This is a genomic window from Gordonia sp. (in: high G+C Gram-positive bacteria) (assembly GCF_047602025.1).
GTDB lineage: Bacteria > Actinomycetota > Actinomycetes > Mycobacteriales > Mycobacteriaceae > Gordonia.
Window position 1 is genome coordinate 2,447,191 of the sequence record NZ_JASGII010000001.1, and the last position, 24,511, is coordinate 2,471,701.

Sequence of the window (24,511 nt, forward strand, 5' to 3'; positions counted from 1 at the left end):
ACACCAACGCGCCACCCTATGGGCGGCGCGCAAGTCAAGAGTCAATCTGACACTTCAGTGTAGAGCACCGGTGCCGCCCGACACCAATCAGTTCGCCTCCCCGGCGACCGGGTGCTCAGTTGAACTGGACGACGACGGTCGCGCGACCGAAGATCTTGCGCTCACCCTGCTTGGCGGTCAGCGCGATCGTGCCCTTGCGGGTCTCCGGATCGAGCGACTTGACCTTCGCGCTGAAGTCGACGGACGTGTAGTCGTCGGCGGGCACGTACACCGGGCTGGTGAACCGCACGTTGTACTCGCAGAAGGCGCCGGGGTCGCCGATGAACTCCGACACGTAGGTCGCGCCCAGGCCCATCGTCTGCATGCCGTGCGCGACAACGCCGTCGAGCTTGGCGGCCTGGACCACGTGGTCAGAGAAGTGGATCGGGTTGGGGTCGCCGACGACGCCGGCGTAGTTCACCAGGTTGCCGCGCGTCAGCAGGAACGACTTCGGCGCGAACTCCTGGCCGACGGTCAGGGTGTCGAAGTCGATCGCCTTACCGGGGCCGGGCGACTGCGTCGGGTCCGGCTGACCGGGCTGCGCCGGCGGGCGGTTGACGGTCTTGCCGGGGTCGCCGAACTTGTCGCACTTGGCCATCACGTGGTCGAGCTGGTCAACCAGCTCGGGGTCGACCTCGACGCCGGTGCGCGCGACCAGCGACGTGTAGGTGGTCATGACCGGCTCGTCGTGCTGGTTCCAGATGACGTTCTTGCTCACCAGCATGTCCAGGCTCTCCGGCTTGCTCATGTGCCGGTGCGAGTCCAGGGAGACGTCGCAGATGAGTTGGTCGCCGACCTTCATCGGCTGGTGGAAGATGAGCCGCTGGTCGGTCTGCATGATCTGCCAGAGGTCGTAGCCCTTGACGACGTGCTCGAACAGGTAGCGCTGGGCGGTGATGCCGAAGGCGGAGACGAAGGTCGGCGCCGCGACGAGGCTGTCGTAGCCGTACTCGGCGGCGGCGGCCTCGCTCCAGTGCGTCGGGTGCGCGTCCTGCACCGACATCGCGTGCTTGCGGACCTCTTCGCGGCCGACCTCGTAATAGTCGTCGACCGTGTAGTGGTAGCCGACGAGGTTGTGCGTGCGCTCGGCGAGCTCGTCGGGGCTCAGCTTCTCCACCGGTGCTGCATCGGGGTCGGATCCGGAAAACACGTTCACACCTGCCTAGGGACGAATGGGCTGTGCGGCCGGCGGCACCGAAGGCCGGAGGTCGCGGAAACGGAAAAGGGACACCGCCCGGCGGTGCCCCTCGTCGTCAGCGCGCTTCTTTGTGCGCCTGGTGCGTTCCGCAGTTGGGGCAGAACTTCTTGATCTCCAAGCGGTCGGGGTCGTTCCGACGGTTCTTCTTGGTGATGTAGTTGCGGTGCTTGCACACCTCGCACGCCAAGGTGATCTTGGGGCGAACGTCAGTCGAGGAGGCCACGTCGCTGCCTTCTTTCGGTGGTACTCGGGCCCCGGGTCGACCTCTCGGCCGGCCCTGGGCCGTGTTCTTCGGATCGGCGGCCGCCGATTCCGATGTGTAGCGGTGGGGGGACTCGATCCCCCGACCTCACGATTATGAGTCGTGCGCTCTAACCAGCTGAGCTACACCGCCGCGCGGACCGATCGCCGACCGGTTCCAGCGAGCCCCCTGACGGAATCGAACCGTCGACCTTTTCCTTACCATGGAAACGCTCTACCGACTGAGCTAAGGGGGCGTCGTCATCCGTGCCCCGGGCCAGCCCGCGGCGGTAGACAACATGACGAGATTACACACCGGAAACGGGCTCGGACAAATCCGTCCGGGGCTCGTTCTCGGCGGGAAACCGCACGTCGTGGCAGGTATAGGATTCGAACCTATGTAGCTTGCGCGACGGATTTACAATCCGCTCCCTTTGGCCGCTCGGGCAACCTGCCGGTGCGCTCCTCACCGCCGTCGGCGACGAAGGGCAACGCCGCAAAGAATACAACGCCGCCCCGGTACCCGCGCAAACCGGCTGTTCACGGACCGCCGCACCGCGGCCCGCTACGCTGTGGCCATGGCAGATTCATCGTTCGACGTGGTCAGCAAGATCGATCGGCAAGAGGTCGACAACGCCCTCAACCAGGCCGCCAAGGAACTCGCGCAGCGGTACGACTTCCGCGGCACCAACACCGGCATCGAGTGGTCCGGCGACGAGGCGATCGTCATCACCTCGGATGCCGAGGAGCGCGCGCAGGCCGCGCTCGGGGTGTTCCAGGAGAAGCTCATCCGACGGGACATCTCGCTGAAGGCCTTCGAGGCCGGCGACCCGGTCGCCTCGGGCAAGACCTTCAAGATCACCGGCACCCTCAAGCAGGGCATCGACTCCGAGCACGCCAAGAAGATCACCAAGATCATCCGCGACGAGGGGCCCAAGGGCGTCAAGGCGCAGATCCAGGGTGAGGAGGTCCGCGTCTCGAGCAAGAAGCGCGACGACCTGCAGGCCGTCATCGCGCTGCTCAAGGGCGCCGACCTCGATGTCGCGCTGCAGTTCGTCAACTACCGCTAGCCGAACGGAAAGCGGCCCCCGACGAGTGTCGGGGGCCGCTTTCGCATCGGGGCAGTCGGACTAGCCGGTCTCGCCCATCTTGCGAGCCATCTCGTGCAGGCGCGCGATCCGGTCCTCGGTCGGCGGGTGCGTCGACATCAGCTTCTGCATGCCGCCGAACGGGCTCTCGATCATCATGTGAGCCTGCGACTCGATCGACGGATCCTTGGGCAGCGGCTCGGAGCTGATGCCGGTGGAGATCTTCTCCAGCGCCGACGCGAGCGCCAGCGGATCCTTGGTCAGCTCGGCACCGGACTCGTCGGCCTGGTACTCGCGCGAGCGGGACACGGCCATCTTGATGACGCCGGCCGCCAGCGGGCCCAGGACCATCAGCAGCAGGCTGGCGAGGATGCCGGGGCCGTTGCCGTCGCGGTTGCCGCCGCTGAACATCATGGCCAAGTGCGCCAGGCCGGTGATGATCGCGGCGAGCGCGCCGGCCACCGACGAGATCAGGATGTCGCGGTTGTAGACGTGCGACAGCTCGTGGCCGAGGACGGCGCGCAGCTCGCGCTCGGACAGCAGCGGCAGGATGCCCTGCGTGCAGCAGACCGCCGCGTTCTTGGGGTTGCGGCCGGTGGCGAACGCGTTTGGTGAGTCCGTCGGGCTGATGTAGAGCGCCGGCATCGGCTGCTTGGCGTCCGTCGCCAGCTCACGGACGATCTTGTAGAGCGCGGGGAACTCGACCTCGGTCACCGGCTGGGCGTGCATCGCCCGCAGCGACATCTTGGCCGAGTTGAAGTACACGTAGGCGTTGGTGGCGATGGCCAGCACGACCGAGCCGAGCAGGATGGCCGGGCTCTTGAACATGGCGCCGATGCCGACGATGATCGCCGACATCAGACCGAGCAGTACCGCGGTCTTCACACCGTTGAAGAAATGCATGTCTTACCTCTTCTGGTGGGCCGCCGTGCGCGGCCACTCACCTTGCATAGTGCCAAACGCTTGCCGATCACGGATCGTTCCCGACATCAGCGCGAATTTCGGGCGCGTCGCCTATCCGGTGCGTTCCACCGTGTAGGCGGCCAGGTCGGCGAGCGCGTCGCGCGCCGGTCCGGCGGGCAGCTCGGCGAGGTCGGCCTGCGCCGAGTGCAGGTACTCCTGCAGCTTCGTGTGCGCGGCCACCATGCCCGCCGACGAGCGCAGCAGCGTCAGCGCCTCGTTAACCTCGGCGTCGTCGGTGAGCGGGCGCGGCTTGCCGTCGGCGTCGACGAGCAATTGGCGCAGTCGCGTGCCGGTGTCGTCGTCGCCGGCGAGCGCGTACAGGACGGGCAGGGTGTGCACGCCCTCGCGCAGATCGGTGCCCGGAGTCTTGCCCGAGTCGCCGGTGGGCGAGGCGATGTCGATGATGTCGTCGGAGACCTGGAACGCGGTGCCGATGACGTCGCCGAGGCGGGCCAGGCGCTCGACGGTCTCGGCGTCGGCCGCAGCCGTCATGGCGCCGAACCGCCCGGCCGCGGAGATCAGCGAGCCGGTCTTCTCCCACACCACCTTCAGGTAGTGCTCGATCGGGTCGCCGCCGCTGCTGACGCCGACGGTCTCGCGCATCTGGCCGGTCACCAGTTCGGCGAAGGTGTCGGCGATGATGCGCACCGACTCGGGGCCCAGCGTCGAGACGAGGTGCGAGGCGCGCGCGAACAGGAAGTCGCCGGAGAGGATCGCGATGGAGTTGGTCCAGCGAGCGTTCGCCGACTGGGCGCCGCGCCGCACGGGCGCCTCGTCCATGACGTCGTCGTGGTAGAGCGTGGCCAGGTGGATCATCTCGACCACCGTGGCGGCGGTGATGACCTCGGGGGCGTCCGGCTTCGGGCCGAACTGAGCGGCGAGGATGGCGAACATCGGGCGGAAGCGCTTGCCGCCGGCCTTCGCCAGGTGGGTGGCGGCCTCGGTGAGCAGGTCGTCGCCGGAGGAGAGCTCGCTCAGCAACAGGTCCTCGACCTGTGCCAACGAGGATTTCACCGCCTCGGAGAACTCGTCGGAGCCGAGGTTCAAGCCGGCGATCGTCGACTTCACGTGTGATGCCACCTGCAGATGCGTTCGGGGTCCCGGCGCGGTCGCGCCTACTCGGCGAGCGTAGCCGACCCGCGCACCCGACATACTGGTCGGGTGAGCAACGCCACCGCGCCCGGATCGGGCCCGTCGACGCCGGTCGGGGACGTCGATGTCCTCGTCGTCGGCGCCGGTCCCGCCGGGTCGGCGGCGGCCGCCTATGCGGCCCGCGCGGGGCGCGATGTCGCCCTGCTCGACATGGCCACGTTTCCGCGCGACAAGACCTGCGGCGACGGCCTCACGCCGCGCGCGATCACTGAGCTGATCGAGCTCGGCTTCGCCGACTTCCTCGCCGGCCGGCCGCGCATCATCGGGTTGCACCTGCACGGCTGGGGTGCCGATCAGCGCGTCCGCTGGCCGGGCGATCGGTTCGCCGACTGGGGCAGCGCGGTCGCGCGCATCGAGTTCGACGACGAGCTGCGCCGCTTCGCCGTCGACGCCGGTGCGCAGATGGTGCCCGGCACCAAGGCCGTCGACGTCGACTGGGACGGCGACCGCATCGGGGCCGTCGTCGTCGAGGGACCCGAGGGGCGTCGCACGATCCGCGCGCAAACGGTCATCGTCGCCGACGGGGTGCGCTCCGGGCTCGGCAAGGTCCTCGGCCGGCAGTGGCACCGCGACACCGCGTACGGGACGGCCGGACGCGCGTACGCCGCGTCGGGGTGCGCGGATTCGGAGTGGATGGGCTCGCACCTGGAACTGCGCGCCGCCGACGGGACCCTGCTGCCCGGCTACGGCTGGGTGTTCCCGCTGGGCGGCGGACAGGTCAACGTCGGGGTGGGTGCGCTCGCGACGGCCAAGCGGCCGTCACACGTCGACCTGCGGCCGACGCTGCGGCACTACAACGAGATGGTCCGCGCGGAGTGGGACATCACCGGGCAGCCGCAGCGGATCACCTCCGCGCTGCTCCCGATGGGCGGTGCGGTCAGCGGCGTGGCCGGGCGGAACTGGATGCTGATCGGCGACGCCGCCGCGTGCGTGAACCCGCTCAACGGCGAGGGCATCGACTACGGGTTGGAGACCGCGCGGCTGGCCGTCGGGCTGCTCGACGACGTGGGCGAGGACTTTACCGAGCGCTGGCCGGATCTGCTGACCGAGCACTATTCGCTGGCGTTCTCCGCCGCGCGACGGCTTGCCACGCTGTTCACCGTGCCGCAGGTCGTGCCCCTGCTGGGTCGCCCCGGGCTGCGGTCGGGCCGGCTGATGTCGACGGTCGTGCGCGTCATGGCCAACCTCGTCACCGACGAGGACAAGGACGTCATCGCGCGGGCCTGGCGGACCGCCGGGCGGTTGTCGGTGAAGGTCGACGAGCGCCCGCCCTTCCGCTAGCCCGCAGACTCCGCCGAGTGGGCACCAGAGTTTCGCCGAGTGGGCACCAGAGTTTCGCCGAGTGGGCACCAGATTCCGCCGAGTGGGCACCAAAATCTCGGCGAGTGGGCACTAACGGCGGGGGTTGATCGTCACCAGCGACGCGGCGACGGCCGTGGTGAGCGGCACCGACATCGCGATGGCGATACCGCCGACGAAGGCCCGGGCCAACTCGATCGCGACCTGGTCGGTGGTCACCAGCGACCCGAACGGCTGCGCCGCCACGGAGAACAGCAGCAACAGCGGCAACGCGCTGCCTGCGTACGCGAAGACCAGCGTGTAGACCGTGCTAGCGATGTGGTCGCGGCCGACGCGCATCGCGGCGCGGAACGTCGCCAACCGCGACGGCTCCCCCGCGGCGGCCAGCTCGAAGGTCGCCGACGCCTGCGTGATGGTGACGTCGTTGAGGACGCCCAGCGCGCCGATGATGAACCCGGCGAGCAGCAGGCCGGTCATCGAGATGGTGCCCTGATAGAGCTGCAGGCTCATCGACTGGTCGCCGGACAGGCCCGCGATGTGCATCGTGCGGATCGCGAGCCAACTCAGCAACCCCGCGAACAACAGCGATACCAGCGTCCCGACCAGGGCCGCCGACGTCCGCATGCTGACGCCGTGCGCGAGGTAGAGCACGACGAACAGGATGAGCGACGCGGAGACGACGGCCACCGCGACCGGCGAGTGACCCTCGAGGATCGACGGCAGGGTGAAGAAGCCGAGAACCGCGAAGGCGAAGACCAGGCCGATGATCGACCGCAGCCCCTTCCAGGCGGCGACGAGGACGACCGCCAGGATGAACAGGATCGCCCACACGACGACCGCGGATCCCCGCGCGAAGTCGTAGAAGTTGTAGCGCGGACCGCCGTCCTCGCCGGGCGTGGTGCTCAAGCGGATGGTGTTGCCCACGCCCAGCGTCGGCTGGCCCGGTTGCACCTGGTCGGCGGTGGCGGGGTTGATGGCCGGTTGGTCGGGCCCGCTGCCGGCCTGTGCGCGATTCGTCGGGATCTGCAGCAGCACGACCTTGCCCTTGTCGGCGCCGCTGTCGAGGCGGACGGTCGTCGCGAAACAGGGGCCGTCGGCGGTCGCGTCGATCTCCAGCGCCGACTGGTCGACGGCCTGTCCGACGAGTTGGTTCTGACATTCGGCGCGGGCCTGTGCGACGACCGTGCCGGTATCGGTCCGGATCGATCCGCCGTCGGCCGAGCGGAACTGGATCGGAATGGGGTGCTCGCCGCCCGACGACGGCCACAACAGGAACATCCCGACCACCACGGCGGCGCCGGCGATTCCCAGAATCGCCATGACCACCCAGCGGGCGGCGTCGCCGAGTGGCACCGGCCCATCGCCGTGATGGTGATGGTGGTGATGACCGGCGGCCGGTGCGACGTTGGGCCGCTCGGCGGGCTCGTCGATGCGATGACTCACGCGGGCAACGCTACTTCACGGCCCGACTATTTGACCCCGCTGTGCAGCGCGGCGATCCCGCCGGTGAGGTCGTGCCAGTGCACGCCGCGGAAGCCGGCGTCGGTGATCAGGCGCGCGAGCCCCTGCTGGTCGGGCCATTCCCGGATCGATTCGGCGAGGTAGACGTATGCGTCCGGGTTGCTGGAGACGCGGGTGGCGACCTCGGGCAGGGCCTTCATCAGGTACTCGAGGTAGACGGTGCGGAACGGACGCCAGGTGGGCGTCGAGAACTCGCAGATCACCAGGCGCCCGCCCGGCTTGAGGACGCGGCGCAACTCGCTCAGGGCGAGCGGCACGTCGTTGACGTTGCGCAGCCCGAAGGAGATGGTCGCCGCGTCGAACGACTCGTCGGCGAACGGCAGCGCGAGTGCGTCGGCGGCGACCTTCGGCACGTCGCGGCGGGCGCCGGCCTTGAGCATGCCGAGGGAGAAGTCGGCGGCGATGACGTCGGCGCCGCTCTTGGCCAGTTCGACGGTGGAGACGGCGGTGCCGGCGGCCAGGTCGAGGGCGACTTCGCCGGGTTTGAGGCCGAGCGCGCGGCGGGTGGCGGCCCGCCAGCGACGGTCCTGGGCGAAGGAGAGAACCGTGTTGGTCAGGTCGTAGCGCTTGGCGACGCCGTCGAACATCGACGCGACTTCGTCGGGACGCTTGGTCAGGTCGGCGACGTCGCCGGGGGAAGTGTCATTGCCTGCGCGCTCATTCATCGCGCCCAACGGTAGTCCCCCGCCGGCGACGACGGGAGTCCGGTCAGCCCGCGATCGGCGCGGGCGTGGGCCCGTCGGCGTGCTCGCCGACGACGGCCCGGTAGTGCTCGAGCAGTTCATCGCACACCGACGACCACGTGCGGGTGCGCACCCAGGCGAGGCCGGCGCCGCCGAAGCGCGCGCGGGTGGCCGGGTCGCGCAGTTCGTCGATTGCGGCGGGCAGCGCGTCGGTGAAGCGGTCGGGGTCGATCAGGAAACCGGTGCGCTCGTGGGCGATCAGGTCGCGGGGACCGCCGGCCAGCGGGCCGATCACGGGGACGCCGCTGGCCATGGCCTCCTGGATGGTCTGGCAGAAGGTCTCGTGACGGCCGGCGTGGACGAACACGTCGAAGCTGGCGTACGCGCGGGCCAACTCCTCGCCGTGCAGTTCGCCGGTGAAGATTGCACCGGGCAGCAGCTTCTCGAGGTTCTTGCGCTCGGGCCCGTCGCCGACGATGACCAACTGGATCGTCGGGTCGCCCGCCACCGCGGCCAACTTGTCGACGTCCTTCTCCGGTGCCAGTCGGCCGACGAAGCCGACGATGAGCCGACGCTCGCGGTCGTCGTCGTGACCGGCGCCCGACCACCGGGCGATGAGGTCGGCGCTGGCGTGTTCGGGACCGAATTGGTCCAGGTCGACGCCACGGCCCCAGCGGTGCACTCGCGGGATGCCGTGCGCGGCGAGGTCCTTGACCGACGCGGTCGACGGGGCGAGCGTGCGGTCGCAGGCCGAGTGCAGCTTGCGCAGGTAGCGCCACGCCGTGCGCGAGGTGAAGTCGGCGCCGTAGCTGGCGGCGAAGCCGGGCACGTCGGTCTGGAAGACCGCGACCGTCGGCAGGCCCAGGCGGTGGGCCGCAAAGGCGCCGGCGCCGCCGAGGACGAACGGGGAGGCCAGGTGTACGACGTCGGGGGCGAAGTCGCGCAGCGCACGGTGGATGACCGGGGTGGGCACGCCGACCGGCAGCGACGGGACGCCCGGGACCATCACGGCCGGAACGTGGTGGACCGGGGTGCGGTTGCCGACCACGGTCGGGCCGCTGGGCTGGCCGCGCGGGGTGTCCGGGGCGATCACCAGCGCGTCGTGCCCGCCGCGCTCGAGATGGTTGACGACGCGGAGGACGGAATTCGTCACGCCGTTCACCTGCGGCAGGAAGCTCTCGGTCACAATTGCCACTCGCATGCCACCAGTCTCACCAGTCAAGGCTGCGCGAGAGTGGTGTCCACCTTGCGCCCGGGTGAACGGGCGGCCAACGTTATGCGGGTTGACCAGCCGGTTCCGGGGTCTGTTCCCGACGGCGCTTCCCGGTCTCGGCCACGGCGACCATCGCCAGGCCGATGATCAGCCACGACCCGACGATCACCGACAGGCAGGGCACGATCGCGAGGGTCCAGTTGCGCCCGGTGGGCCGGACCAGGCCGTCCGGGTTCGCCGCGTCGTAGTCGACGGCGATGCGCTGCCCCACCGACAGCCGCGTCGGATACAGCAGCCCCACCTGCGGGTTGTGGAACTTGCCGTCGGGCGTGAAGAACCCGGCCGACGCGCGCAACCGGTCGGCCGACGAGACCTCGGCGACCGCGGTGGCCTTGTTCTTGTCGATCTGGCGGTCGCCCTTGACGCAGCCGAGGAACAGGAAGACCGCCATCAGCGACAGCAGGACGCCCAGCACGAGCAGGGTGATCTGCGTGATGCGCTGGGCGGTGGCGGTCATCTGAGACAGGCTACCGGCTGAGGCGGGCGGCGATGGCCTCGTGGACCGCGCGCAGACCGCTGCGGTCGGTGGGCACCTCGAGCACCTGCAGGCCCGATGCCGGGCCGGCGAGGGCGGCGGGCAGCTCGGCCGGGTCGATGCGGCGGTGCGGCACGCGGACGCCGGCGCACAGCGACGCGAGGTCGGTGTGGTGCGGAGTGCCGAAGATCCGCTCGTAGGCGCCGGCGTAGTCGCCCTGCTGGAAGCGCGGATCGCCCTGCTCCAGCACACCGAAGATGCCCCCGCCGTCGTCGTTGGCGACGACGATCCGCAGGTCGTCGGGGCGCGGCTCCCCCGGCCCGATGATCAGCCCGGTGGTGTCGTGGATGAAGGTGAGGTCGCCCATGAGCGCGACGGTCGGACCGCCCGCCAGCGCCGCCCCGATGGCGGTCGAATTGGTGCCGTCGATGCCGGCGACACCGCGGTTCGACACCACCTTGACGCCGGCGCCGAGCGAGCCGGCGAGGGCCACGTCGCGAATCGGGTTGGAGGCGCCCAGCAGCAGCTGGTGACCGGGCCCGACGGCTCCCGCGACGGCTGCCGCGACGTGCAGTCCGGTGGTCGCGGGCGTCTCGGCGAGGACGCCGGCCACCGCGTCGACGGCGCGGCGGTGCTCGGCGGCGCACTCGTCGATCCAGGCGGTGCGCGGGGTGCCGCTGGGCTCGGCGCGGGTGCCGGTCGAGTAGACGTTGCCGGAGACGTCGGGCCAGCGCGGGCCGGTGGTGATCGCGTGGACGCGGACCTCCGGGTCGGCGAGCAGGCGGGCGATGCCGCGGTGCAGCGTCGGGCGGCCGCAGATGATGGCCTGCTGCGGCTTGAGGCCGCCGAGCGCCAGCGGATGCAGGGGGTTGTCGGGGACGGGCGCGGTCGGTTCGGCGATTGTCGGCAGCCCGGCCAGCTCGGGGTTGGCGCCGGCGCCGTGCCCGGCGACGACGACGGTGTCCAGGCTCAGGTCGATCGGCACCGGGATGTCGAGGCGGCCCGACGGCGCCCGGGTCCAGGGCTCCCCGTTCGGTCGGCCGGTGAAGCCGGCGAGGTCGTCGTCGGACGGCTCGGCGGGGTCGGGCACCAGCGGTTCGCGCAGCGGAATGTCGAACTGGACCGGGCCGGCGTTGCCGGTGCGCGCGCCGCGCGCCGCGGCGAGCACGCGCCCGACGGCCGAGCGCCACTGGCTGTTGGTGTCGACACCGTCTTCGGCCAGGCCGATGCTGATGGCCGCGCGGACCTGGGTGCCAAACAGGCCGAACTGCTCGATCGTCTGGTTGGCGCCGGATCCCAGCAGCTCATAGGGGCGGTTGGCGCTGACCACGACCAGCGGCACGCGGGCGTAGTTGGCCTCGAAGACCGCGGGGCCCACGTTGGCGACGGCGGTGCCGCTGGTGAGGACGATCGGCACCGGTCGCCGCGAAGCCGTCGCCAGGCCGAGGGCCAGGTAGCCGGCCGAGCGCTCGTCGATCCGCACGTGCAGGCGGATCCGCCCGGCGGCATCGGCGGCGTGCAGGGCGAACGCCAGGGGGGCGTTGCGGGACCCGGGGCACAGCACCGCGTCGGTCACGCCGCCGCGGATCATCTCGTCGACGATCACCCGGCCCTGCAGCGTCGACGGATTGATCGGCATGGGTCCAGTCTGTCACGCCTAGAATCGGGCGAGTGGTGTCCACCCTGCTCTCCATCACCTTCGCCTGCGGCTTGTTCATCGCGGCAGCGCACGTGGTGAATACCCGCTTCGTCGCTCCGGTTTACGACGCGGTCGCCAACCTCACCGCATTCTCCTGCGCGACCGCAGCGTCGATCCTGCTGCACCACTGGGCACCCGCCGCCCTAACTGCGTTCGCGGTCCTGTGTTGGGTCGTCTTGACCGTCCGAACAGCCACCCGACGGCGACGGCTCACCAGCTGACCGACGCGGCTTTGCCCCGTTTCGAGGCGTGCGCGGCGCGACGCGACGACAATCGGACCATGGGCTTCTACGAAGACCGCATCCTGCCGCACATCATCGAGGTGACGTGCGGGATGCCCGCGATGCGCAAGGTCCGCCGGCGGGCCACCGAGGGCCTGCGCGGCGACATCATCGAGATCGGCTTTGGCTCGGGCGCCAACGTCCCCTGCTATCCCGACGACGTCACATCGGTGACGGCCGTCGAACCGTCGGACACCGCGTGGCGCATGGCCGCCGACACCGTCGCGAGCAGCACCGTGCCGATCACCCGGGGCGGGCTCGACGGTCAGCGCCTCCCGTTCGACGACGACACCTTCGATGCCGCACTCTCGACCTACACGATGTGCACCATCCCCGACCTCCCCACGGCACTGGCCGAGTTGCGCCGCGTCGTGAAGCCCGGCGGGCGACTGCACTTCCTCGAGCACGGTCGCGCACCCGACGAGCAGGTCCGGCGTTGGCAGCGCCGCCTGGAACCGGTGCAGAAGCGCCTCGGCGGCGGCTGCCACCTCACCCGCGACATCCCCGCGCTGCTCACCGACGCCGGCTGGGAGCCGGTGGAACTGGACCAGTTCTACGCGGTGAAGACGCCGAAGACCTTCGGCGCACTGTCCGTCGGCACGGCTACGGTGGCGCCATGACCTTGCGCGCCCATCTGTTGCGAGCGGTCAACGTCGGTGGCGCGAAGCTGCCGATGGCCGAGCTCCGCGAGATCGCGGCGGACCTGGGCGCCACCGACATCGCGACCTACATCGCGTCGGGGAACCTCATCACCACCCCGCCCGGCGACCCCGACGACTTCGACCGCGCGCTGGAAAAGGCGGTCGAGGAGCGCTTCGGCTACTTCCGCGAAGTGATCTCGCGCAGCCACGACGACCTGGTCGCCGCCCGCGCGGCACACCCGTTCGAGGTGATCGCGCCGAAGTACTCGTATGTCACCTTCCTCGCCGCCGAACCGTCGCCGGAGAACGTCGCGAAGGCGCGCGGCTACGAGACCGGCGACGACCGCTGGGAGATCATCGGCAAGGACATGCACATCCGCTACGCCGACGGTGCGGGCCGCCCCCAGATGAAAGACGCGTCGATCGGCCGCGCGCTCGGCGTGCCGGGGACCGCCCGCAACCTCAACACCGTCGACAAGCTGATCGAACTGACCCGGTAGCCGTCGACTGTTCCTGGGCCGGTCGCCTACCGGCCACCCTTGAGTGGCCCGCCGGTACCCGGCTGCGGCAGGATGCCCACAAGGAAAGTGGGACCAGTGACCGAAGCCAACCATCGGATCCGCACGTGGGCGACGACCCGCCCGGATGACGTCGTCGTGCCCAAGAGCGTCCAGGAGTACATCGACGAGACGCCGGTGTGGTCCGACGGCACCCCCGCAACCGCGACGCCGCTGACCAAGATGCAGTGGTACATCTGGGCGCTCGCCGCCTCCGGCAAGTTCTTCGAGGGCTTCGTCGTCTTCGTCGCCGGCGTGGCGCTGCCGCTGCTGACCTTCGAGTTCAACCTCACCTCCTTGCAGAAGGGGCTGGTCAGCTCCGCGTCCCTGGCGGGGATCCTGCTCGGCGCCAGCCTGCTCGGCAACCTGTCCGACCGCCTCGGCCGCAAAGAGGTCTTCGTCGGCGAGATGGCGCTGTTCGCGGTGTTCCTCCTCGGCGTCGCGCTGAGCCCGAACCTGCCGATGCTGCTGCTGTGCCTGCTGTTCGTCGGCGTCGCCCTCGGCTGCGACTACCCAACCGCGCACGTGATGATCTCCGAGTGCAGTCCCACCCGCCTGCGCGGGCGACTGGTGCTCAGCGCCTTCGGCTTCCAGGCGCTCGGCGCCGTCGCCGGCACCTTCGTCGGGTACATCGTGCTCAGCACCAAGACGTCGCAGACCGACTGGCGGCTCATGTACTTCATCGCCGTCGTCCCGGCGGTGCTGGTCACCGTCGGCCGGTTGTTCGTCGTGCAGAGCCCGCACTGGTTGATCGCCAAGGGGCGCGTCGAGGAGGCCCGCTCGGCGACGCGCGAGTTGCTCGCCCGTGTCCCGGCCTACCCGTCCGACGTCGAGCTGCGCCCCACCCGCGATCCGGAGATCGAGGGCCGCGTCCGGGTCCGCGACCTGTTCGGACCGCGGTACCGCCGGGCCACGCTGTTCGCCTCGATCCCCTGGTTCCTGCAGGACCTGAGCACCTACGGCATCGGCATCTTCACGCCGGTGATCATCGCGACGACCGCCGGCGGCGTCGCGCGGCCCACCGATCCGCGCAACATCGCCGAGGTCATCCACAACGACGCGATCGGTGCGCGCGGCGGTGTGCTGATCGACCTTTGCCTGCTGGTCGGCGTCGTGATCGCCTTCTTCCTCGTCGACGGCGTCGGCCGCATCAAGTTGCAGATCGTCGGGTTCATCGGCTGCGCCCTCGGGTTGTCGGCCGCGGCGGTGTCCAGCCTCGCCGGGGGCACGACCGCGGTGGTCCTGCTCTTCGTCGGCGTCATGCTGTTCAACGTGATGACCAACGTCGGGCCGAACACCCAGACCTATGTGATCGCCGGGGAGGTCTTCCCCACCGAGGTCCGGGCGACGGGCGCCGGACTGGCCGCTTCCTTCGCAAAGGTCGGCGCGGTCATCGCCGCTTTCCTGTTCCCGATGCTGATGAACAAGATCGGCACCGAGGCGCTGCTGACGATCCTCGTGGGCGCCTCCTTCCTCGGCGCCTTGGCCACATGGAAGCTGCGCATCGAGACGCGCGGCGTCAGCCTCGAGCACCTGTAGTCGCCGCGGGAGGGCGCGGTCACCCGATACGCTGGCGCCATGAGCCGCGAATTCGACATCGTTGTCTTCGGCGCCACCGGATTCGTCGGTGAGCTGACCGCCCGCTACCTCGCCGAATCGGCGCCCACCGGCACCAAGATCGCCCTGGCCGGACGGTCCGAGCCCAAGCTGGCCGGCGTGCGCGGCCGACTCGGCCCGAAGGCGTCCGGGTGGCCGCTCATCGTCGCCGACGCCGACCGGCCGTCCACGCTCGACGAGATGTGCGCCCGCACGCAAGTCGTGTGCACGACGGTCGGCCCGTACCTGAAGTACGGCGAGTCGCTGGTGACCGCGGCCGCCAGCGCCGGCACCGACTACGTCGACCTCACCGGGGAGGTCCCGTTCGTGCGGTACTCGATCGACAAGGCCGGTGAAACGGCCGCCGCCACCGGCGCGCGGATCGTGCACGCGTGCGGCTTCGACTCGGTCCCGTCCGACCTGGGCGCCTACCTCCTGCACCGGCAGGCGGAGCGGGACGGCGCCGGCACGCTGGGGACCACCACGATGGTCGTGCAGTCGATGCGCGGCGGCGCCTCGGGCGGCACCGTCGACTCGGTGCGCGTGATCGCCGAACAGGCTCGCGATCCGCAGATCCGCAAGGTGTTGCTCAACCCACAGGCACTGTCGTCGGGTCCGGGCGAGATGGTCCGCGCCGACCTGCGCTCGGAGCCCAGCGACGCCGCGATCGTGAACGCGAAGACCATCGACCCGTCGCTGCGCGGCACCTGTGCACCCTTCTTCATGAGCTCGTTCAACACCCGCATCGTGCGCCGGTCGGACTCACTCCTCGACTACGGCCCCGACTTCCGCTACGGCGAGGTGATGGCCGTCGGCGGCATCCCGGTCGTGTCGGCGATCGCATCGGCGGCGGTGGCCGGCGGACTCGGCGTCGGCATGGGCCTGATGGCCTTCAAGCCGACGCGGACGCTGCTGGACAAGGTGTTGCCCAAACCGGGCAGCGGACCGAGCGAGAAGGCGCGCGACAAGGGCCACTTCACCACGCAGACCTTCACCACGACGTCCACCGGCAAGCGCTATCGCAGCGAGATGGTCGCCCACGGCGACCCCGGCTACAAGGCGACCGCGGTGATGCTCGGCGAGTCAGCGCTGGCCCTGGCCCTCGACCGCGACCGGCTGCCCGACCGCGCCGGCGTGCTCACCCCGGCGGTCGCCATGGGCGATGTGCTCGTCGAACGGTTGCAGAACGCGGGTTTCCGGATCGGCGTCACCGCCCTCTGACCCGTCCTCCCGGTCAGCGCTTCATCGAGACTTCGATGCCGCCGCGGCCCGGAACGGTCACCGATTGGAACGGCCCATCCGGGTCGCGCACGTAGTCGGTGTAGGCGCGGTACGACGAGGCGCCGCTGACGATGTTGTCGCAGACCACGAGCGCGCCGCGCCGCAGCTTGGGCTCGAGGATGCGCAGCGCCGGTTCGGCCATGGGGATCCAGATGTCGACGAGCACGAAGTCGATCGGGCCATCGACGGCGGGCAGGGTTTCGCGGAGGTCGCCGGCGAGGATGTCGGCGTAGTCGGCCACACCGGCTTCGACGAGGTGCTCGCGCGCCGCGGCGACCTTCGCCGGTTCGTGTTCGGTGCCGATGACGGTTCCACTCTCCCCCGGCGCTGCGGCGAGGTTGTCCCGGATCGCGGAAGCCAGATAGATCGTCGACACCCCGTACGACGTCCCCACCTCGACCACGCGACGCGCGTCGAGCGAGCGGCACAGCAGGTAACAGAGGGCGGCCTTCTCCGGGTCGAGCGCGACGTACTTGTCGGCCAGGAACCGCTTGCCCGGTTCGCTCATCGTCGGATCCCAGGTTCCGTCGCGGAGCTTGGACCGGACGGCCTGGCCGAGCATCGGCAGGGCGCCCGGCAGCTGCTGACGCTTACTGGCCCTGGTGAGTCGGTCGGCGACAGCCTGTGCCCGCTGGTCCAGCGGCGACGGTGCGAACTTGCCCATGGGCAAACCCTAGCACCGAAATTAGGTAAACCTAAGTAGTCGGCTACGCCTGACCGGGTTTGAGTGCGATGAACAGCGACTCGATATCGGCGCACAGGCGGTCGCCGTCGTGGAGGGTGCCCGCGACGAACATCTTGCGGCCGTCGCGCCGGTCGACCCAGGCCTTGATCTGCAGGTTGGTGTTCAGCGGCGTCAGCGACCGGTAGTTCACCTTGAGGAAGGCCGTGCGGCACACGCCGTCGACGGCCAGGGCCGCGGCCATGCCGCCGATGTCGTCGAATGCGACGGCGACCTGGCCGCCGTGCGCGACGCCGTTGCCGCCGAGGTGGTACGGGCGAAACCAGACGGTGCCCTCGACGCCGTCGGGACCGGCCTTCGTGAGTTCATAGGGCGGCAGCGTGATGTTGCCGCGCGCCGGCAGGTCGACGCGCGTGCCGGCCGGGGTGGTCCATTCGTCGACGAGGTGGTCGTCGAGCTTGGCGTTGAGGTCCTTGAGCGTCGCGATGGCCTCGAGGGCCAGCTCGTCGTCGGGGCACGCGTAGCGGACCTTGTCCATCAGCGTGCGGACCTGTTCGTTGAACTCGGGGTAGTGCGTCCCGCCGCGCGTGGTGGAGATCGCAAGATCCGGGCGGAATCCGCCCTCGTGGGAACCATCGCTCATTTCCTCACGTTATCGCCTGCCGTTGCGGGCGGTTTACGCTGGGCGCCATGAGCGCTTCCACCCCGTTCGACGCCGCGCAGTGGGCCGCGGTCCCCGGGTTCGACGACCTGACCGACATCACCTACCACCGGCACGTCGGCGAGGGCCGCGCCAACGGCATCGTGCGCATCGCCTTCGACCGTCCCGAGGTGCGCAACGCGTTCCGCCCGCACACCGTCGACGAGCTGTACCGCGCCCTCGACCACGCGCGACGCACCCCCGACGTCGGAACGGTCCTGCTGACCGGTAACGGGCCGTCGCCGAAGGATGGCGGCTGGGCGTTCTGCAGCGGCGGCGATCAGCGGATCCGCGGCCGGTCGGGCTACCAGTACGCCACCAGTCACGACGCCGACGTCGAGGCCGCCGACCGCGACGGCGTCGACGAGGCGCGGGTGAAGGCCGAGGGCGGACGCCTGCACATCCTCGAGGTGCAGCGGCTCATCCGCACGATGCCCAAGGTCGTCATCGCCGTCGTCAACGGCTGGGCGGCCGGCGGCGGGCACTCGCTGCACGTCGTCGCGGACCTCACCCTCGCCTCGCGCGAGCACGCGCGGTTCAAGCAGACCGACGCCGACGTCGGCTCCTTCGACGCCGGTTACGGCAGCGCCTACCTGGCCAAGCAGGTCGGGCAGAAGTTCGCCCGCGAGATCTTCTTCCTCGGCGAGGCCTACGACGCCGAGACCATGCACGCGATGGGTGCGGTGAACCGGGTCGTCGACCACGCCGACCTGGAGGCGACGGCCATCGAGTGGGGGCGGGCCATCAACTCCAAGTCGCCGACGGCACAGCGGATGTTGAAGTTCGCGTTCAACCTCGCCGACGACGGCCTGATGGGCCAGCAGGTGTTCGCGGGCGAGGCCACCCGCCTGGCCTACATGACCGACGAGGCCGTCGAGGGCCGTGACGCCTTCCTGGAGAAGCGCCCCCCGAACTGGGACGACTACCCCTATTACTACTAGTCGACGAGCCCGGCGAGGGTCTCCATCGTCGCGACGCGCTCGGCGTGGGTGCCCGCGGCGGGCGAGGCGAGGATGACGCCGACACCGGCACCGCGAAACGCCTCGAGGCGTTCGGCGACGAGCGACTTGGGGCCGATCAGGCTCATCGAGCGGACCAGCTCATCGGGCACGGCCGCCGCCGCCTCGGCCTTCTTGCCGTCGAGGTAGAGGTCCTGGATCAGCTTGGCCTCGTCGACGTAGCCGTAGCGCTGGACGAGCGAGTTGTAGAAGTTCTTGCCCCGCGCACCCATGCCGCCGACGTAGAGCGCGGCGTGGTGGCGCACGGTGTTCAGCGCGTTCTCGATCTGATCGGCGTCCTCGGTCACCAGTGCGGCCGACTGCACGACGATGCGCAGCTCGCCCAGCGACGGATCGCGCTTGGCCTTGCCCGCGGCCAGCGGTTCACCGAACGCCGCATCGACGTAGTCGGGGTGGAACAGGAACGGCTGGAATTCCTCGTAGAGCTCGGCGGCCAGTTCGACGTTCTTGGGACCGATCGCGGCGAGCAGCATCGGGATCCGCTCGCGCACCGGGTGGTTGATGATCTTCAGCGCCTTGCCCAGGCCGCTGCCGCCGTGCTCCTCGTCGAGCGGGAGCGTGTAGTGCTTGCCGTGGAACTCGACCTTCTCGCGGCGCCACACCTTGCGGCAGATCTCGACGTGCTCGCGCGCCCGCCCGAGGGGGAAGTCGTACTTGACGCCGTGGAAACCCTCGATGACCTGCGGCCCCGACGCCCCGATCCCCAGGATCGCCCGGCCGCCGCTGATGTAGTCGAGACCGGCCGCGGTCATCGCCAGGTTGGTCGGGGTCCGCGAGTACATCGGCAGGATCGCCGTCTGCAGCTCCATCTTCTCGGTCTTGGCCGCGATGAAGCCCAGCTGGCTGACGGCGTCGAAGCTGTACGCCTCCGGAACAGCTATCCGGCGGACACCGGCGGCCTCGTAGTCGCCGAGATTGGCGATGGTCTCGCGGAAATCGCCCGCGTAGTTGATGGGCATTCCGAGCGTGATCGCGGTCATCGCACGATTCTGACACGCGCCCGGTGAATGGACAGTCGCCGACCGTCGGGTTAACTACGGGTGAACAACAATCCAATTCCAGATAATGCCTGGTCAGAGGCCTAAATCTTCGGCACGTCGGTTAGGCGGATCTCCCCGGCAGCACTCAGAATTGAGGCATGACCGTAGAGATGCTGATCTTGGTGCTGCTCGTCATCACCGCCCTTGGCTTCGACTTCACCAACGGCTTCCACGACACCGGCAACGCCATGGCGACCTCGATCGCCACCGGTGCGCTCAAGCCGAAGGTGGCCGTCGCACTGTCGGCCGTCCTCAACCTGGTCGGCGCCTTCCTCTCGGTCGAGGTTGCCGCCACCATCACCAAGGACGTCCTGAAGATCCAGGGCGGCCACGGCGAGCTGATCCCGGGCCTGGACACCAACAAGGCACTGCTGATCATCTTCGCCGGCCTCGTCGGCGGCATCCTGTGGAACCTCTTCACCTGGCTCTTCGGCCTGCCGTCGAGCTCCTCGCACGCCCTGTTCGGCGGTCTGATCGGCGCCGGCCTCGCCGCCCTGGGCACCTCGGGCGTCAACTGGTCGGGCATCACCGGCAAGATCCTGATCCCCGCGCTGCTCGCGCCGGTCATCGCCTGCATCGTCGCGGCGTGCGGCACCTGGCTCGTCTACAAGCTCACCGACAAGCTGGCCTCGCACCAGAAGGACGACGGCTTCCGCTACGGCCAGATCGCGACCGCGTCGCTGGTCTCGCTCGCCCACGGCACCGGTGATGCGCAGAAGACGATGGGCGTCATCGCCCTGGCGCTGATCGCGACCGGCCACCTCAACGCCGAGTCGGTCTCGCACGGCCTGCCGTTCTGGATCGTCCTGAGCTGCGCCCTGGCCATCGCGCTGGGCACCTACCTCGGCGGCTGGCGCATCATCCGCACGCTGGGCAAGGGCCTGGTCGAGATCGCCCCGCCGCAGGGCATGGCCGCCGAGGCCAGCTCCGCCGCGATCATCCTGACCTCCAGCGCCGCCGGCATGCCGCTGTCGACGACCCACGTCGCCACGGGCTCGATCCTGGGCACCGGCGTCGGCAAGAAGGGTGCGACCGTCCGCTGGTCGGTGGCCGGCCGCATGGTCGTCGCCTGGGTGACGACGCTGCCCGCCGCCGCCGCCGTCGGCGCCATGTGCTTCGGCCTGGCCCACCTGCTCGGCAACCTCGGCGGTGCGATCGCCATCTTCGCCGTGCTCGTCGCGCTCTCCGGCTACATGTACTGGCGAGCCCAGCAGAACAAGGTCGACCACGAGAACGTCAACGCCGAGTGGGACGACGAGAGCGGCCTCATGCCGGTCGAGATCCCCGAGCTCCCGCAGCGCGTGAGCGCCTGACCCGGATTACCGAGAAGGACACACCATGGCAATCGCCGACTCCATCCTCCGAGTCCTCGTCATCGGCCTGGTCTTCGGTGCCGGCCTCCCCGCACTCTTCGCCCTCGGGCTGCGGCTGTGGGCCAACGGCTACAACGCCGACGGCACCGTCACCAATCACAACCCCGTGCTGAAGGCGCTGGGCGGTCTGCTGTTCGTTCTAGTCAGCGCCGCCATCATCATCGGCATCCTCTGGATCACCCGACAGACCATCTACTTCCACTTCGGGGTCAAGCTCTTCCCGTTCGGCTACAAGTAAGGGTGTTCCGCGTCGCTGCTCACCAGCGACTTCACACCTATAATCGAATGCGACCAGCGAAAGGAGAAGTCAGTGGCTGATCGACCGCAATTCTTGGCGTCAGTAGTCAACTGGCTCCGCGCTGGCTACCCCAACGGGGTCCCCAGCGGCGACTACATCCCGCTCGTCGCCATCCTCCGCCGTCAACTCAGCGACGACGAGGTCCGCGAAGTCGCCGCCACCCTCGTCAACGAGGCCGTGGCCGCGACACCGACGGACACCGCGTCGATCCAGGCCGAGGACGTCCCGGAGATCACCCGGATCGACGTCGGCGTCGAGATCAACAAGATCCTCGACGAGCTGCCCAGCGAAACCGATCTCGCCCGCGTGCGCTCGGTGCTGGTGGGCGCCGGATGGCCGTTCGACGACGAGCCGCTGCGCCGCGAACCCTCGCATCAGCGACCCGATTCCGCCGGATAGGCATCGTGCCGGTCCTGCGCCCCTTGCCCCTCGCGGCCGGTCCGGCGCTGGCCGAATCCTTTGCCGACCTCGTCGCGATGGCGGCGGGCGCGCAATGCTTCCTCCCCGTCGTCGACGACCCGCTGGCCCCCGACCGCCAACTGTTGGAGGCCTCGCTGCACGCGGGTGAGCCCGTCGACAACCCCGAGGCGTGCCTGGTCATCGCAACCTCCGGCTCGACCGGCGAACCCAAGGGCGCGATCCACACGCCTCGCACACTCGCCGCATCGGCCGATGCCACGCATGCCCGCCTCGGCGGACCCGGCAACTGGCTGTTGGCGCTGCCCGCCCACCACATCGCCGGGCTGCAGGTGTTGCTGCGCGCGCTGCGGGCCGGGTTCACCCCGGCGATCGCAGATCTGCGCGACGGGTTCGACGCCGACCGCTTCGCCGCCGACGTGAAGCTGCTGCGCGGTCCGCGCCGCTACACCTCGCTGGTGCCGACGCAGCTCGTCGCGGTGTTGGCATCGAAGGAGGCGACCGCGGCGGTCGCCGACCTCGACGCCGTCCTCGTCGGCGGAGCCGCCACCCCGCCCGCGCTGCGCGACCGAGCACTGGCGGCGGGGCTGCCCATCGTGCGGACCTACGGCATGAGCGAGACCGGCGGCGGCTGCGTCTACGACGGCCGCGCGCTCGACGGGGTCACCGTCGGCATCGACGACGGTCGCGTGGTGCTGTCGGGACCGATGGTCGCCCACGGCTACCGGGGGCGGCCCGACGATCCGGCGTTCGCGGTTCCCGGATCGTTCCGCACCGACGATCTGGGGCGCGTCGACGACGGAGTGCTGACCACCCTGGGCCGCGCCGACGACGGCATCAGCACCGGTGGTCTCACAGTCATCCCGCAGGTCGTCGAGGCCGAGCTGAGCGCCCATCCCGCCGTCGCCGAGTGTGCCGTCGTCGGCCTGCCCGACGAGCGCCTCGGTGAACAGGTCGTCGCCGCCGTCGTACCCGCTCCCGGCAGCGCGCCCGACGTCGCCGCGCTGCGCGACCTCGTTGCCGCGCGGGTGCACCGCCATGCCGCGCCACGGCAGATCGTCGTCGTCGAATCCCTGCCGCTGCGCGGCGCGGGCAAGGTCGACCGCCGGGCGCTGCGGGACATGTTGTCCGCCGCCCTCTCCGCCGGATCGGGAGCCACGAGCGACTGATCCGCCGACGATCGCCGGCGTGGTTGAATGACCGCATGGCCTCAGTCTCCGAATGGATCAACGGCGCACGTCCGCGCACCCTGCCGATCGCGCTCTCGCCGGTCATCGCCGGCCTCGGCGCCGCGTACCACGTGCACGGCCACGCCGGTCCCGGCGCACCCGGCCCGATCTGGTGGCACGTCGTGCTGGCCTTCGTCGTCGCCATCGCGCTGATCATCGGCGTCAACTACGCCAACGACTACTCCGACGGCGTGCGCGGCACCGATGACGTGCGCACCGGTCCGGCCCGCCTCGTCGGCGGCGGCGCCGCGTCACCCGGGTCCGTGCGGACCGCGGCGATCATCGCCTTCCTTGTCGCCGCGGCGGCCGGGGTCTGGCTGTCGCTGGCGACGCACTGGTGGCTGATCCTGGTGGGCGCAGCCTGCATCGCGGCGGCCTGGTTCTATACCGGCGGCAAGCGCCCGTACGGCTACTCCGGATTCGGCGAGATCGCCGTCTTCGTCTTCTTCGGCCTGGTCGGCGTGCTGGGCACCCAGTTCGTGCTCGCCGGGAAGATCGACGCCATCGGCGTGCTCATCGCCGTCGCCGTCGGATCCTTCGCGTCGGCGGTGCTGGTCACCAACAACCTGCGCGACATCGCGACCGACGCCGCGGCCGGCAAGCACACCCTCGCCGTGCGACTGGGCGACTACTCGACGCGGTACCTCTACGCGTTCCTCATCACCCTGCCGTTCGTGATCACCGTGTTCATCGCCTTCTTCCACCCGTGGGCACTGGTCGGCCTGGCCTTCGCGCCGCTGGCCAACGGGGTCGGGCGGAACATCGTCGGCGGTGCCGACGGACCGGCACTGATCCGCGCTCTCGGCAACACCGGCTGGATCATGCTGGGCTGGTCGGTCGTGACGGCGCTCGCCTTCATCTGGGCGCTCGACGGCGCACCGCACACGCGCCTGTTCTAGGGGGCCCGAGTACAAGACTGCCGAGCGCAGCTGCCACCAGGTGACAGCCGCGCTCGGCAGTTTGGGGTTTCGCGCTACTCCGCGGCCTGGTCGGCCACGGCCTTGCGCAGCGCCTCGGCATCGGGGGCGAGGGCGATGATCGCCTCCACCCGCGGGCTGTCGGCGTCGAGCGCGGCACTCACGATGTCGGCGGCGGTGAATCCGCGACCGCGCAACATGCTCTCCCGCCTGCTCTCAATCAGGACTCGTCGGGTGTCCTCGGCGAACCGGGGCGTGCGCCGGCCGTGACCGCGCGGACCACGCCGACCGCGGCCGTAGTCCCAGGGGCCATCGCCCCGGTCCTCGCCGCCCCACGGGCCGCGACCGAAGCCGCGCGGGTCGCCGGGGTCGAAACCGCCGTGCCCGTCGTCGCCGGGGTCGAAGCCGCGAGGATCACCGGGATCGAAGTCCCGACCGCGGCCGTGGGGTCCTCCTCGGCCGTGCGGTCCGCCGCGACCGTGGGGTCCGCCGCGTCGACCGCGGCGCTCGGGGCGGCGACCCCAACCTTCGGTGAGGTCGTCGCCGAAGTTCTTCTTGACGGCCTTGCGAACCTGGTCGAGGTCGATCCCGAGGGTTCCGAGGGCTTCGCGGTCGGCCGCGTAGCGGTCGGTGTCGCCCTCGGGGTCGGCATCGGGCTCATCGGTGGTCTCGGCGCCGCGCACCGCATCGCGGGCGGCGTGCAGGGTGATGCCATGCTCGGCGAGAACGCCGACGAGGGGATCCCGGGCATTGCCGAGTGCACCGAGGATCAGGTGCTCGGCACCGATACGGCGGTCACCGAGTTCTTGCGCCTCGGCAACGGCGAACATGAAAAGGACACGATCGTCCT

26 protein-coding genes and 3 tRNA genes are annotated in these 24,511 nt (G+C 70.0%); 13 read left to right on the forward strand and 16 right to left on the reverse strand.

Annotation, left to right across the window (positions count from 1 at the left end):
• Nucleotides 1–115: 115 nt before the first annotated feature.
• From QM728_RS12260 to QM728_RS12280, 5 genes are all read right to left on the reverse strand, one after another.
• Complete coding sequence (locus tag QM728_RS12260) at nucleotides 116–1,189, reverse strand: fused (3R)-hydroxyacyl-ACP dehydratase subunits HadA/HadB (protein ID WP_415032286.1); 1,074 nt, start codon at nucleotides 1,187–1,189, stop codon at nucleotides 116–118.
• Between the two features lie 103 nt (nucleotides 1,190–1,292).
• Entirely contained in the window at nucleotides 1,293–1,460 is a 168-nt protein-coding gene (rpmG, locus tag QM728_RS12265) for a 50S ribosomal protein L33 (protein ID WP_415032287.1), read from the reverse strand.
• A 97-nt stretch (nucleotides 1,461–1,557) separates the two neighbouring features.
• A tRNA-Met gene (locus tag QM728_RS12270) sits at nucleotides 1,558–1,631 on the reverse strand.
• A 30-nt stretch (nucleotides 1,632–1,661) separates the two neighbouring features.
• Nucleotides 1,662–1,734 (reverse strand) — tRNA-Thr (locus QM728_RS12275).
• A 118-nt stretch (nucleotides 1,735–1,852) separates the two neighbouring features.
• Nucleotides 1,853–1,933: transfer RNA gene (locus QM728_RS12280), tRNA-Tyr, on the reverse strand.
• A 122-nt stretch (nucleotides 1,934–2,055) separates the two neighbouring features.
• Here QM728_RS12280 and QM728_RS12285 point away from each other — a divergent pair.
• Nucleotides 2,056–2,547 (forward strand): YajQ family cyclic di-GMP-binding protein, encoded by a 492-nt coding sequence (locus tag QM728_RS12285; RefSeq protein ID WP_415032288.1) that lies wholly within the window; start codon nucleotides 2,056–2,058, stop codon nucleotides 2,545–2,547.
• Between the two features lie 60 nt (nucleotides 2,548–2,607).
• On the opposite strand, the gene htpX is transcribed toward QM728_RS12285, so the two are convergent.
• Together htpX and QM728_RS12295 are read right to left on the reverse strand one after the other, a co-directional pair.
• Nucleotides 2,608–3,468, reverse strand: coding sequence for a zinc metalloprotease HtpX (gene htpX, locus QM728_RS12290; RefSeq protein WP_415032289.1), 861 nt, complete (start codon nucleotides 3,466–3,468; stop codon nucleotides 2,608–2,610).
• Between the two features lie 111 nt (nucleotides 3,469–3,579).
• Nucleotides 3,580–4,596 carry a polyprenyl synthetase family protein gene (locus QM728_RS12295; RefSeq protein ID WP_415032894.1) on the reverse strand — a complete coding sequence of 339 codons (1,017 nt, stop codon included), beginning with the start codon at nucleotides 4,594–4,596 and terminating at the stop codon, nucleotides 3,580–3,582.
• A gap of 93 nt (nucleotides 4,597–4,689) precedes the next feature.
• Here QM728_RS12295 and QM728_RS12300 point away from each other — a divergent pair, with 93 nt between their 5' ends.
• Nucleotides 4,690–5,961, forward strand: a complete 1,272-nt coding sequence (locus QM728_RS12300; RefSeq protein ID WP_415032290.1) for a geranylgeranyl reductase family protein — start codon at nucleotides 4,690–4,692, stop codon at nucleotides 5,959–5,961.
• A gap of 111 nt (nucleotides 5,962–6,072) precedes the next feature.
• On the opposite strand, the gene QM728_RS12305 is transcribed toward QM728_RS12300, so the two are convergent.
• From QM728_RS12305 to menD, 5 genes are all read right to left on the reverse strand, one after another.
• Nucleotides 6,073–7,422 carry a YibE/F family protein gene (locus QM728_RS12305; protein ID WP_415032291.1) on the reverse strand — a complete coding sequence of 450 codons (1,350 nt, stop codon included), beginning with the start codon at nucleotides 7,420–7,422 and terminating at the stop codon, nucleotides 6,073–6,075.
• 26 nt (nucleotides 7,423–7,448) lie between these two features.
• The gene (locus QM728_RS12310; RefSeq protein WP_415032292.1) at nucleotides 7,449–8,165 is read right to left on the reverse strand and encodes a demethylmenaquinone methyltransferase; all 717 of its coding nucleotides are present in this window, start codon (nucleotides 8,163–8,165) and stop codon (nucleotides 7,449–7,451) included.
• 43 nt (nucleotides 8,166–8,208) lie between these two features.
• Nucleotides 8,209–9,384, reverse strand: coding sequence for a glycosyltransferase family 4 protein (locus tag QM728_RS12315; protein ID WP_415032293.1), 1,176 nt, complete (start codon nucleotides 9,382–9,384; stop codon nucleotides 8,209–8,211).
• A gap of 73 nt (nucleotides 9,385–9,457) precedes the next feature.
• The gene (locus QM728_RS12320) at nucleotides 9,458–9,913 is read right to left on the reverse strand and encodes a hypothetical protein (protein ID WP_415032294.1); all 456 of its coding nucleotides are present in this window, start codon (nucleotides 9,911–9,913) and stop codon (nucleotides 9,458–9,460) included.
• A gap of 10 nt (nucleotides 9,914–9,923) precedes the next feature.
• Nucleotides 9,924–11,570, reverse strand: coding sequence for a 2-succinyl-5-enolpyruvyl-6-hydroxy-3-cyclohexene-1-carboxylic-acid synthase (gene menD / locus QM728_RS12325; protein ID WP_415032295.1), 1,647 nt, complete (start codon nucleotides 11,568–11,570; stop codon nucleotides 9,924–9,926).
• Between the two features lie 35 nt (nucleotides 11,571–11,605).
• Here menD and QM728_RS12330 point away from each other — a divergent pair, with 35 nt between their 5' ends.
• The 5 genes from QM728_RS12330 to QM728_RS12350 all read left to right on the forward strand — a co-directional run bounded on the left by QM728_RS12330 (nucleotide 11,606) and on the right by QM728_RS12350 (nucleotide 15,926).
• Nucleotides 11,606–11,851 carry a hypothetical protein gene (locus tag QM728_RS12330; protein WP_415032296.1) on the forward strand — a complete coding sequence of 82 codons (246 nt, stop codon included), beginning with the start codon at nucleotides 11,606–11,608 and terminating at the stop codon, nucleotides 11,849–11,851.
• A gap of 59 nt (nucleotides 11,852–11,910) precedes the next feature.
• Nucleotides 11,911–12,531 (forward strand): class I SAM-dependent methyltransferase, encoded by a 621-nt coding sequence (locus QM728_RS12335; RefSeq protein ID WP_415032297.1) that lies wholly within the window; start codon nucleotides 11,911–11,913, stop codon nucleotides 12,529–12,531.
• The gene (locus tag QM728_RS12340; RefSeq protein ID WP_415032298.1) at nucleotides 12,528–13,052 is read left to right on the forward strand and encodes a DUF1697 domain-containing protein; all 525 of its coding nucleotides are present in this window, start codon (nucleotides 12,528–12,530) and stop codon (nucleotides 13,050–13,052) included. The genes QM728_RS12335 and QM728_RS12340 overlap by 4 nt, the downstream gene beginning before the upstream one ends.
• 96 nt (nucleotides 13,053–13,148) lie before the next feature.
• The gene (locus tag QM728_RS12345) at nucleotides 13,149–14,648 is read left to right on the forward strand and encodes an MFS transporter (RefSeq protein WP_415032299.1); all 1,500 of its coding nucleotides are present in this window, start codon (nucleotides 13,149–13,151) and stop codon (nucleotides 14,646–14,648) included.
• A gap of 39 nt (nucleotides 14,649–14,687) precedes the next feature.
• Nucleotides 14,688–15,926 (forward strand): saccharopine dehydrogenase family protein, encoded by a 1,239-nt coding sequence (locus QM728_RS12350; RefSeq protein WP_415032300.1) that lies wholly within the window; start codon nucleotides 14,688–14,690, stop codon nucleotides 15,924–15,926.
• Between the two features lie 13 nt (nucleotides 15,927–15,939).
• Here the strand turns inward: QM728_RS12350 and QM728_RS12355 are convergent, their stop codons facing one another.
• Both QM728_RS12355 and QM728_RS12360 read right to left on the reverse strand, forming a co-directional pair.
• Nucleotides 15,940–16,650, reverse strand: a complete 711-nt coding sequence (locus tag QM728_RS12355) for an O-methyltransferase (RefSeq protein WP_415032301.1) — start codon at nucleotides 16,648–16,650, stop codon at nucleotides 15,940–15,942.
• 43 nt (nucleotides 16,651–16,693) lie between these two features.
• The gene (locus tag QM728_RS12360; RefSeq protein WP_415032302.1) at nucleotides 16,694–17,311 is read right to left on the reverse strand and encodes a PaaI family thioesterase; all 618 of its coding nucleotides are present in this window, start codon (nucleotides 17,309–17,311) and stop codon (nucleotides 16,694–16,696) included.
• 47 nt (nucleotides 17,312–17,358) lie between these two features.
• On the opposite strand from QM728_RS12360, the gene QM728_RS12365 reads away from it, so the two are divergent.
• Nucleotides 17,359–18,309 carry a 1,4-dihydroxy-2-naphthoyl-CoA synthase gene (locus QM728_RS12365; protein WP_415032303.1) on the forward strand — a complete coding sequence of 317 codons (951 nt, stop codon included), beginning with the start codon at nucleotides 17,359–17,361 and terminating at the stop codon, nucleotides 18,307–18,309.
• On the opposite strand, the gene QM728_RS12370 is transcribed toward QM728_RS12365, so the two are convergent.
• The gene (locus QM728_RS12370) at nucleotides 18,306–19,367 is read right to left on the reverse strand and encodes an LLM class F420-dependent oxidoreductase (RefSeq protein ID WP_415032304.1); all 1,062 of its coding nucleotides are present in this window, start codon (nucleotides 19,365–19,367) and stop codon (nucleotides 18,306–18,308) included. The genes QM728_RS12365 and QM728_RS12370 overlap by 4 nt on opposite strands.
• A 158-nt stretch (nucleotides 19,368–19,525) precedes the next feature.
• On the opposite strand from QM728_RS12370, the gene QM728_RS12375 reads away from it, so the two are divergent.
• The 5 genes from QM728_RS12375 to QM728_RS12395 all read left to right on the forward strand — a co-directional run bounded on the left by QM728_RS12375 (nucleotide 19,526) and on the right by QM728_RS12395 (nucleotide 23,643).
• Nucleotides 19,526–20,740: an inorganic phosphate transporter gene (locus QM728_RS12375; protein WP_415032305.1), complete on the forward strand. Its 1,215-nt coding sequence runs from the start codon at nucleotides 19,526–19,528 to the stop codon at nucleotides 20,738–20,740.
• A 25-nt stretch (nucleotides 20,741–20,765) separates the two neighbouring features.
• Nucleotides 20,766–21,038: a hypothetical protein gene (locus QM728_RS12380; RefSeq protein ID WP_415032306.1), complete on the forward strand. Its 273-nt coding sequence runs from the start codon at nucleotides 20,766–20,768 to the stop codon at nucleotides 21,036–21,038.
• 72 nt (nucleotides 21,039–21,110) lie between these two features.
• On the forward strand, nucleotides 21,111–21,497 hold the full coding sequence (locus tag QM728_RS12385; RefSeq protein WP_415032307.1) for a DUF3349 domain-containing protein: 387 nt from the start codon (nucleotides 21,111–21,113) through the stop codon (nucleotides 21,495–21,497).
• Nucleotides 21,498–21,502: 5 nt separating this feature from the next.
• Nucleotides 21,503–22,684: an o-succinylbenzoate--CoA ligase gene (menE, locus tag QM728_RS12390; RefSeq protein WP_415032308.1), complete on the forward strand. Its 1,182-nt coding sequence runs from the start codon at nucleotides 21,503–21,505 to the stop codon at nucleotides 22,682–22,684.
• Nucleotides 22,685–22,719: 35 nt separating this feature from the next.
• Nucleotides 22,720–23,643: a 1,4-dihydroxy-2-naphthoate polyprenyltransferase gene (locus tag QM728_RS12395; RefSeq protein ID WP_415032309.1), complete on the forward strand. Its 924-nt coding sequence runs from the start codon at nucleotides 22,720–22,722 to the stop codon at nucleotides 23,641–23,643.
• Nucleotides 23,644–23,717: 74 nt separating this feature from the next.
• Here QM728_RS12395 and QM728_RS12400 read toward each other — a convergent pair whose 3' ends face one another.
• Complete coding sequence (locus tag QM728_RS12400) at nucleotides 23,718–24,491, reverse strand: Clp protease N-terminal domain-containing protein (RefSeq protein ID WP_415032310.1); 774 nt, start codon at nucleotides 24,489–24,491, stop codon at nucleotides 23,718–23,720.
• Between the last annotated feature and the right edge of the window lie 20 nt (nucleotides 24,492–24,511).

Excerpts from the sequence above, each read along its gene's own strand:
- QM728_RS12285 (WP_415032288.1), top strand. The coding sequence starts at position 2,056 with ATGGCAGATTCATCGTTCGACGTGGTCAGCAAGATCGATCGGCAAGAG.
- htpX (WP_415032289.1), bottom strand. The coding sequence starts at position 3,468 with ATGCATTTCTTCAACGGTGTGAAGACCGCGGTACTGCTCGGTCTGATG.
- QM728_RS12310 (WP_415032292.1), bottom strand. The coding sequence starts at position 8,165 with ATGAATGAGCGCGCAGGCAATGACACTTCCCCCGGCGACGTCGCCGAC.
- QM728_RS12315 (WP_415032293.1), bottom strand. The coding sequence starts at position 9,384 with ATGCGAGTGGCAATTGTGACCGAGAGCTTCCTGCCGCAGGTGAACGGC.
- QM728_RS12320 (WP_415032294.1), bottom strand. The coding sequence starts at position 9,913 with ATGACCGCCACCGCCCAGCGCATCACGCAGATCACCCTGCTCGTGCTG.
- menD (WP_415032295.1), bottom strand. The coding sequence starts at position 11,570 with ATGCCGATCAATCCGTCGACGCTGCAGGGCCGGGTGATCGTCGACGAG.
- QM728_RS12335 (WP_415032297.1), top strand. The coding sequence starts at position 11,911 with ATGGGCTTCTACGAAGACCGCATCCTGCCGCACATCATCGAGGTGACG.
- QM728_RS12340 (WP_415032298.1), top strand. The coding sequence starts at position 12,528 with ATGACCTTGCGCGCCCATCTGTTGCGAGCGGTCAACGTCGGTGGCGCG.
- QM728_RS12350 (WP_415032300.1), top strand. The coding sequence starts at position 14,688 with ATGAGCCGCGAATTCGACATCGTTGTCTTCGGCGCCACCGGATTCGTC.
- QM728_RS12355 (WP_415032301.1), bottom strand. The coding sequence starts at position 16,650 with ATGGGCAAGTTCGCACCGTCGCCGCTGGACCAGCGGGCACAGGCTGTC.
- QM728_RS12360 (WP_415032302.1), bottom strand. The coding sequence starts at position 17,311 with ATGAGCGATGGTTCCCACGAGGGCGGATTCCGCCCGGATCTTGCGATC.
- QM728_RS12365 (WP_415032303.1), top strand. The coding sequence starts at position 17,359 with ATGAGCGCTTCCACCCCGTTCGACGCCGCGCAGTGGGCCGCGGTCCCC.
- QM728_RS12370 (WP_415032304.1), bottom strand. The coding sequence starts at position 19,367 with ATGACCGCGATCACGCTCGGAATGCCCATCAACTACGCGGGCGATTTC.
- QM728_RS12375 (WP_415032305.1), top strand. The coding sequence starts at position 19,526 with ATGACCGTAGAGATGCTGATCTTGGTGCTGCTCGTCATCACCGCCCTT.
- QM728_RS12380 (WP_415032306.1), top strand. The coding sequence starts at position 20,766 with ATGGCAATCGCCGACTCCATCCTCCGAGTCCTCGTCATCGGCCTGGTC.
- QM728_RS12395 (WP_415032309.1), top strand. The coding sequence starts at position 22,720 with ATGGCCTCAGTCTCCGAATGGATCAACGGCGCACGTCCGCGCACCCTG.
- QM728_RS12400 (WP_415032310.1), bottom strand. The coding sequence starts at position 24,491 with ATGTTCGCCGTTGCCGAGGCGCAAGAACTCGGTGACCGCCGTATCGGT.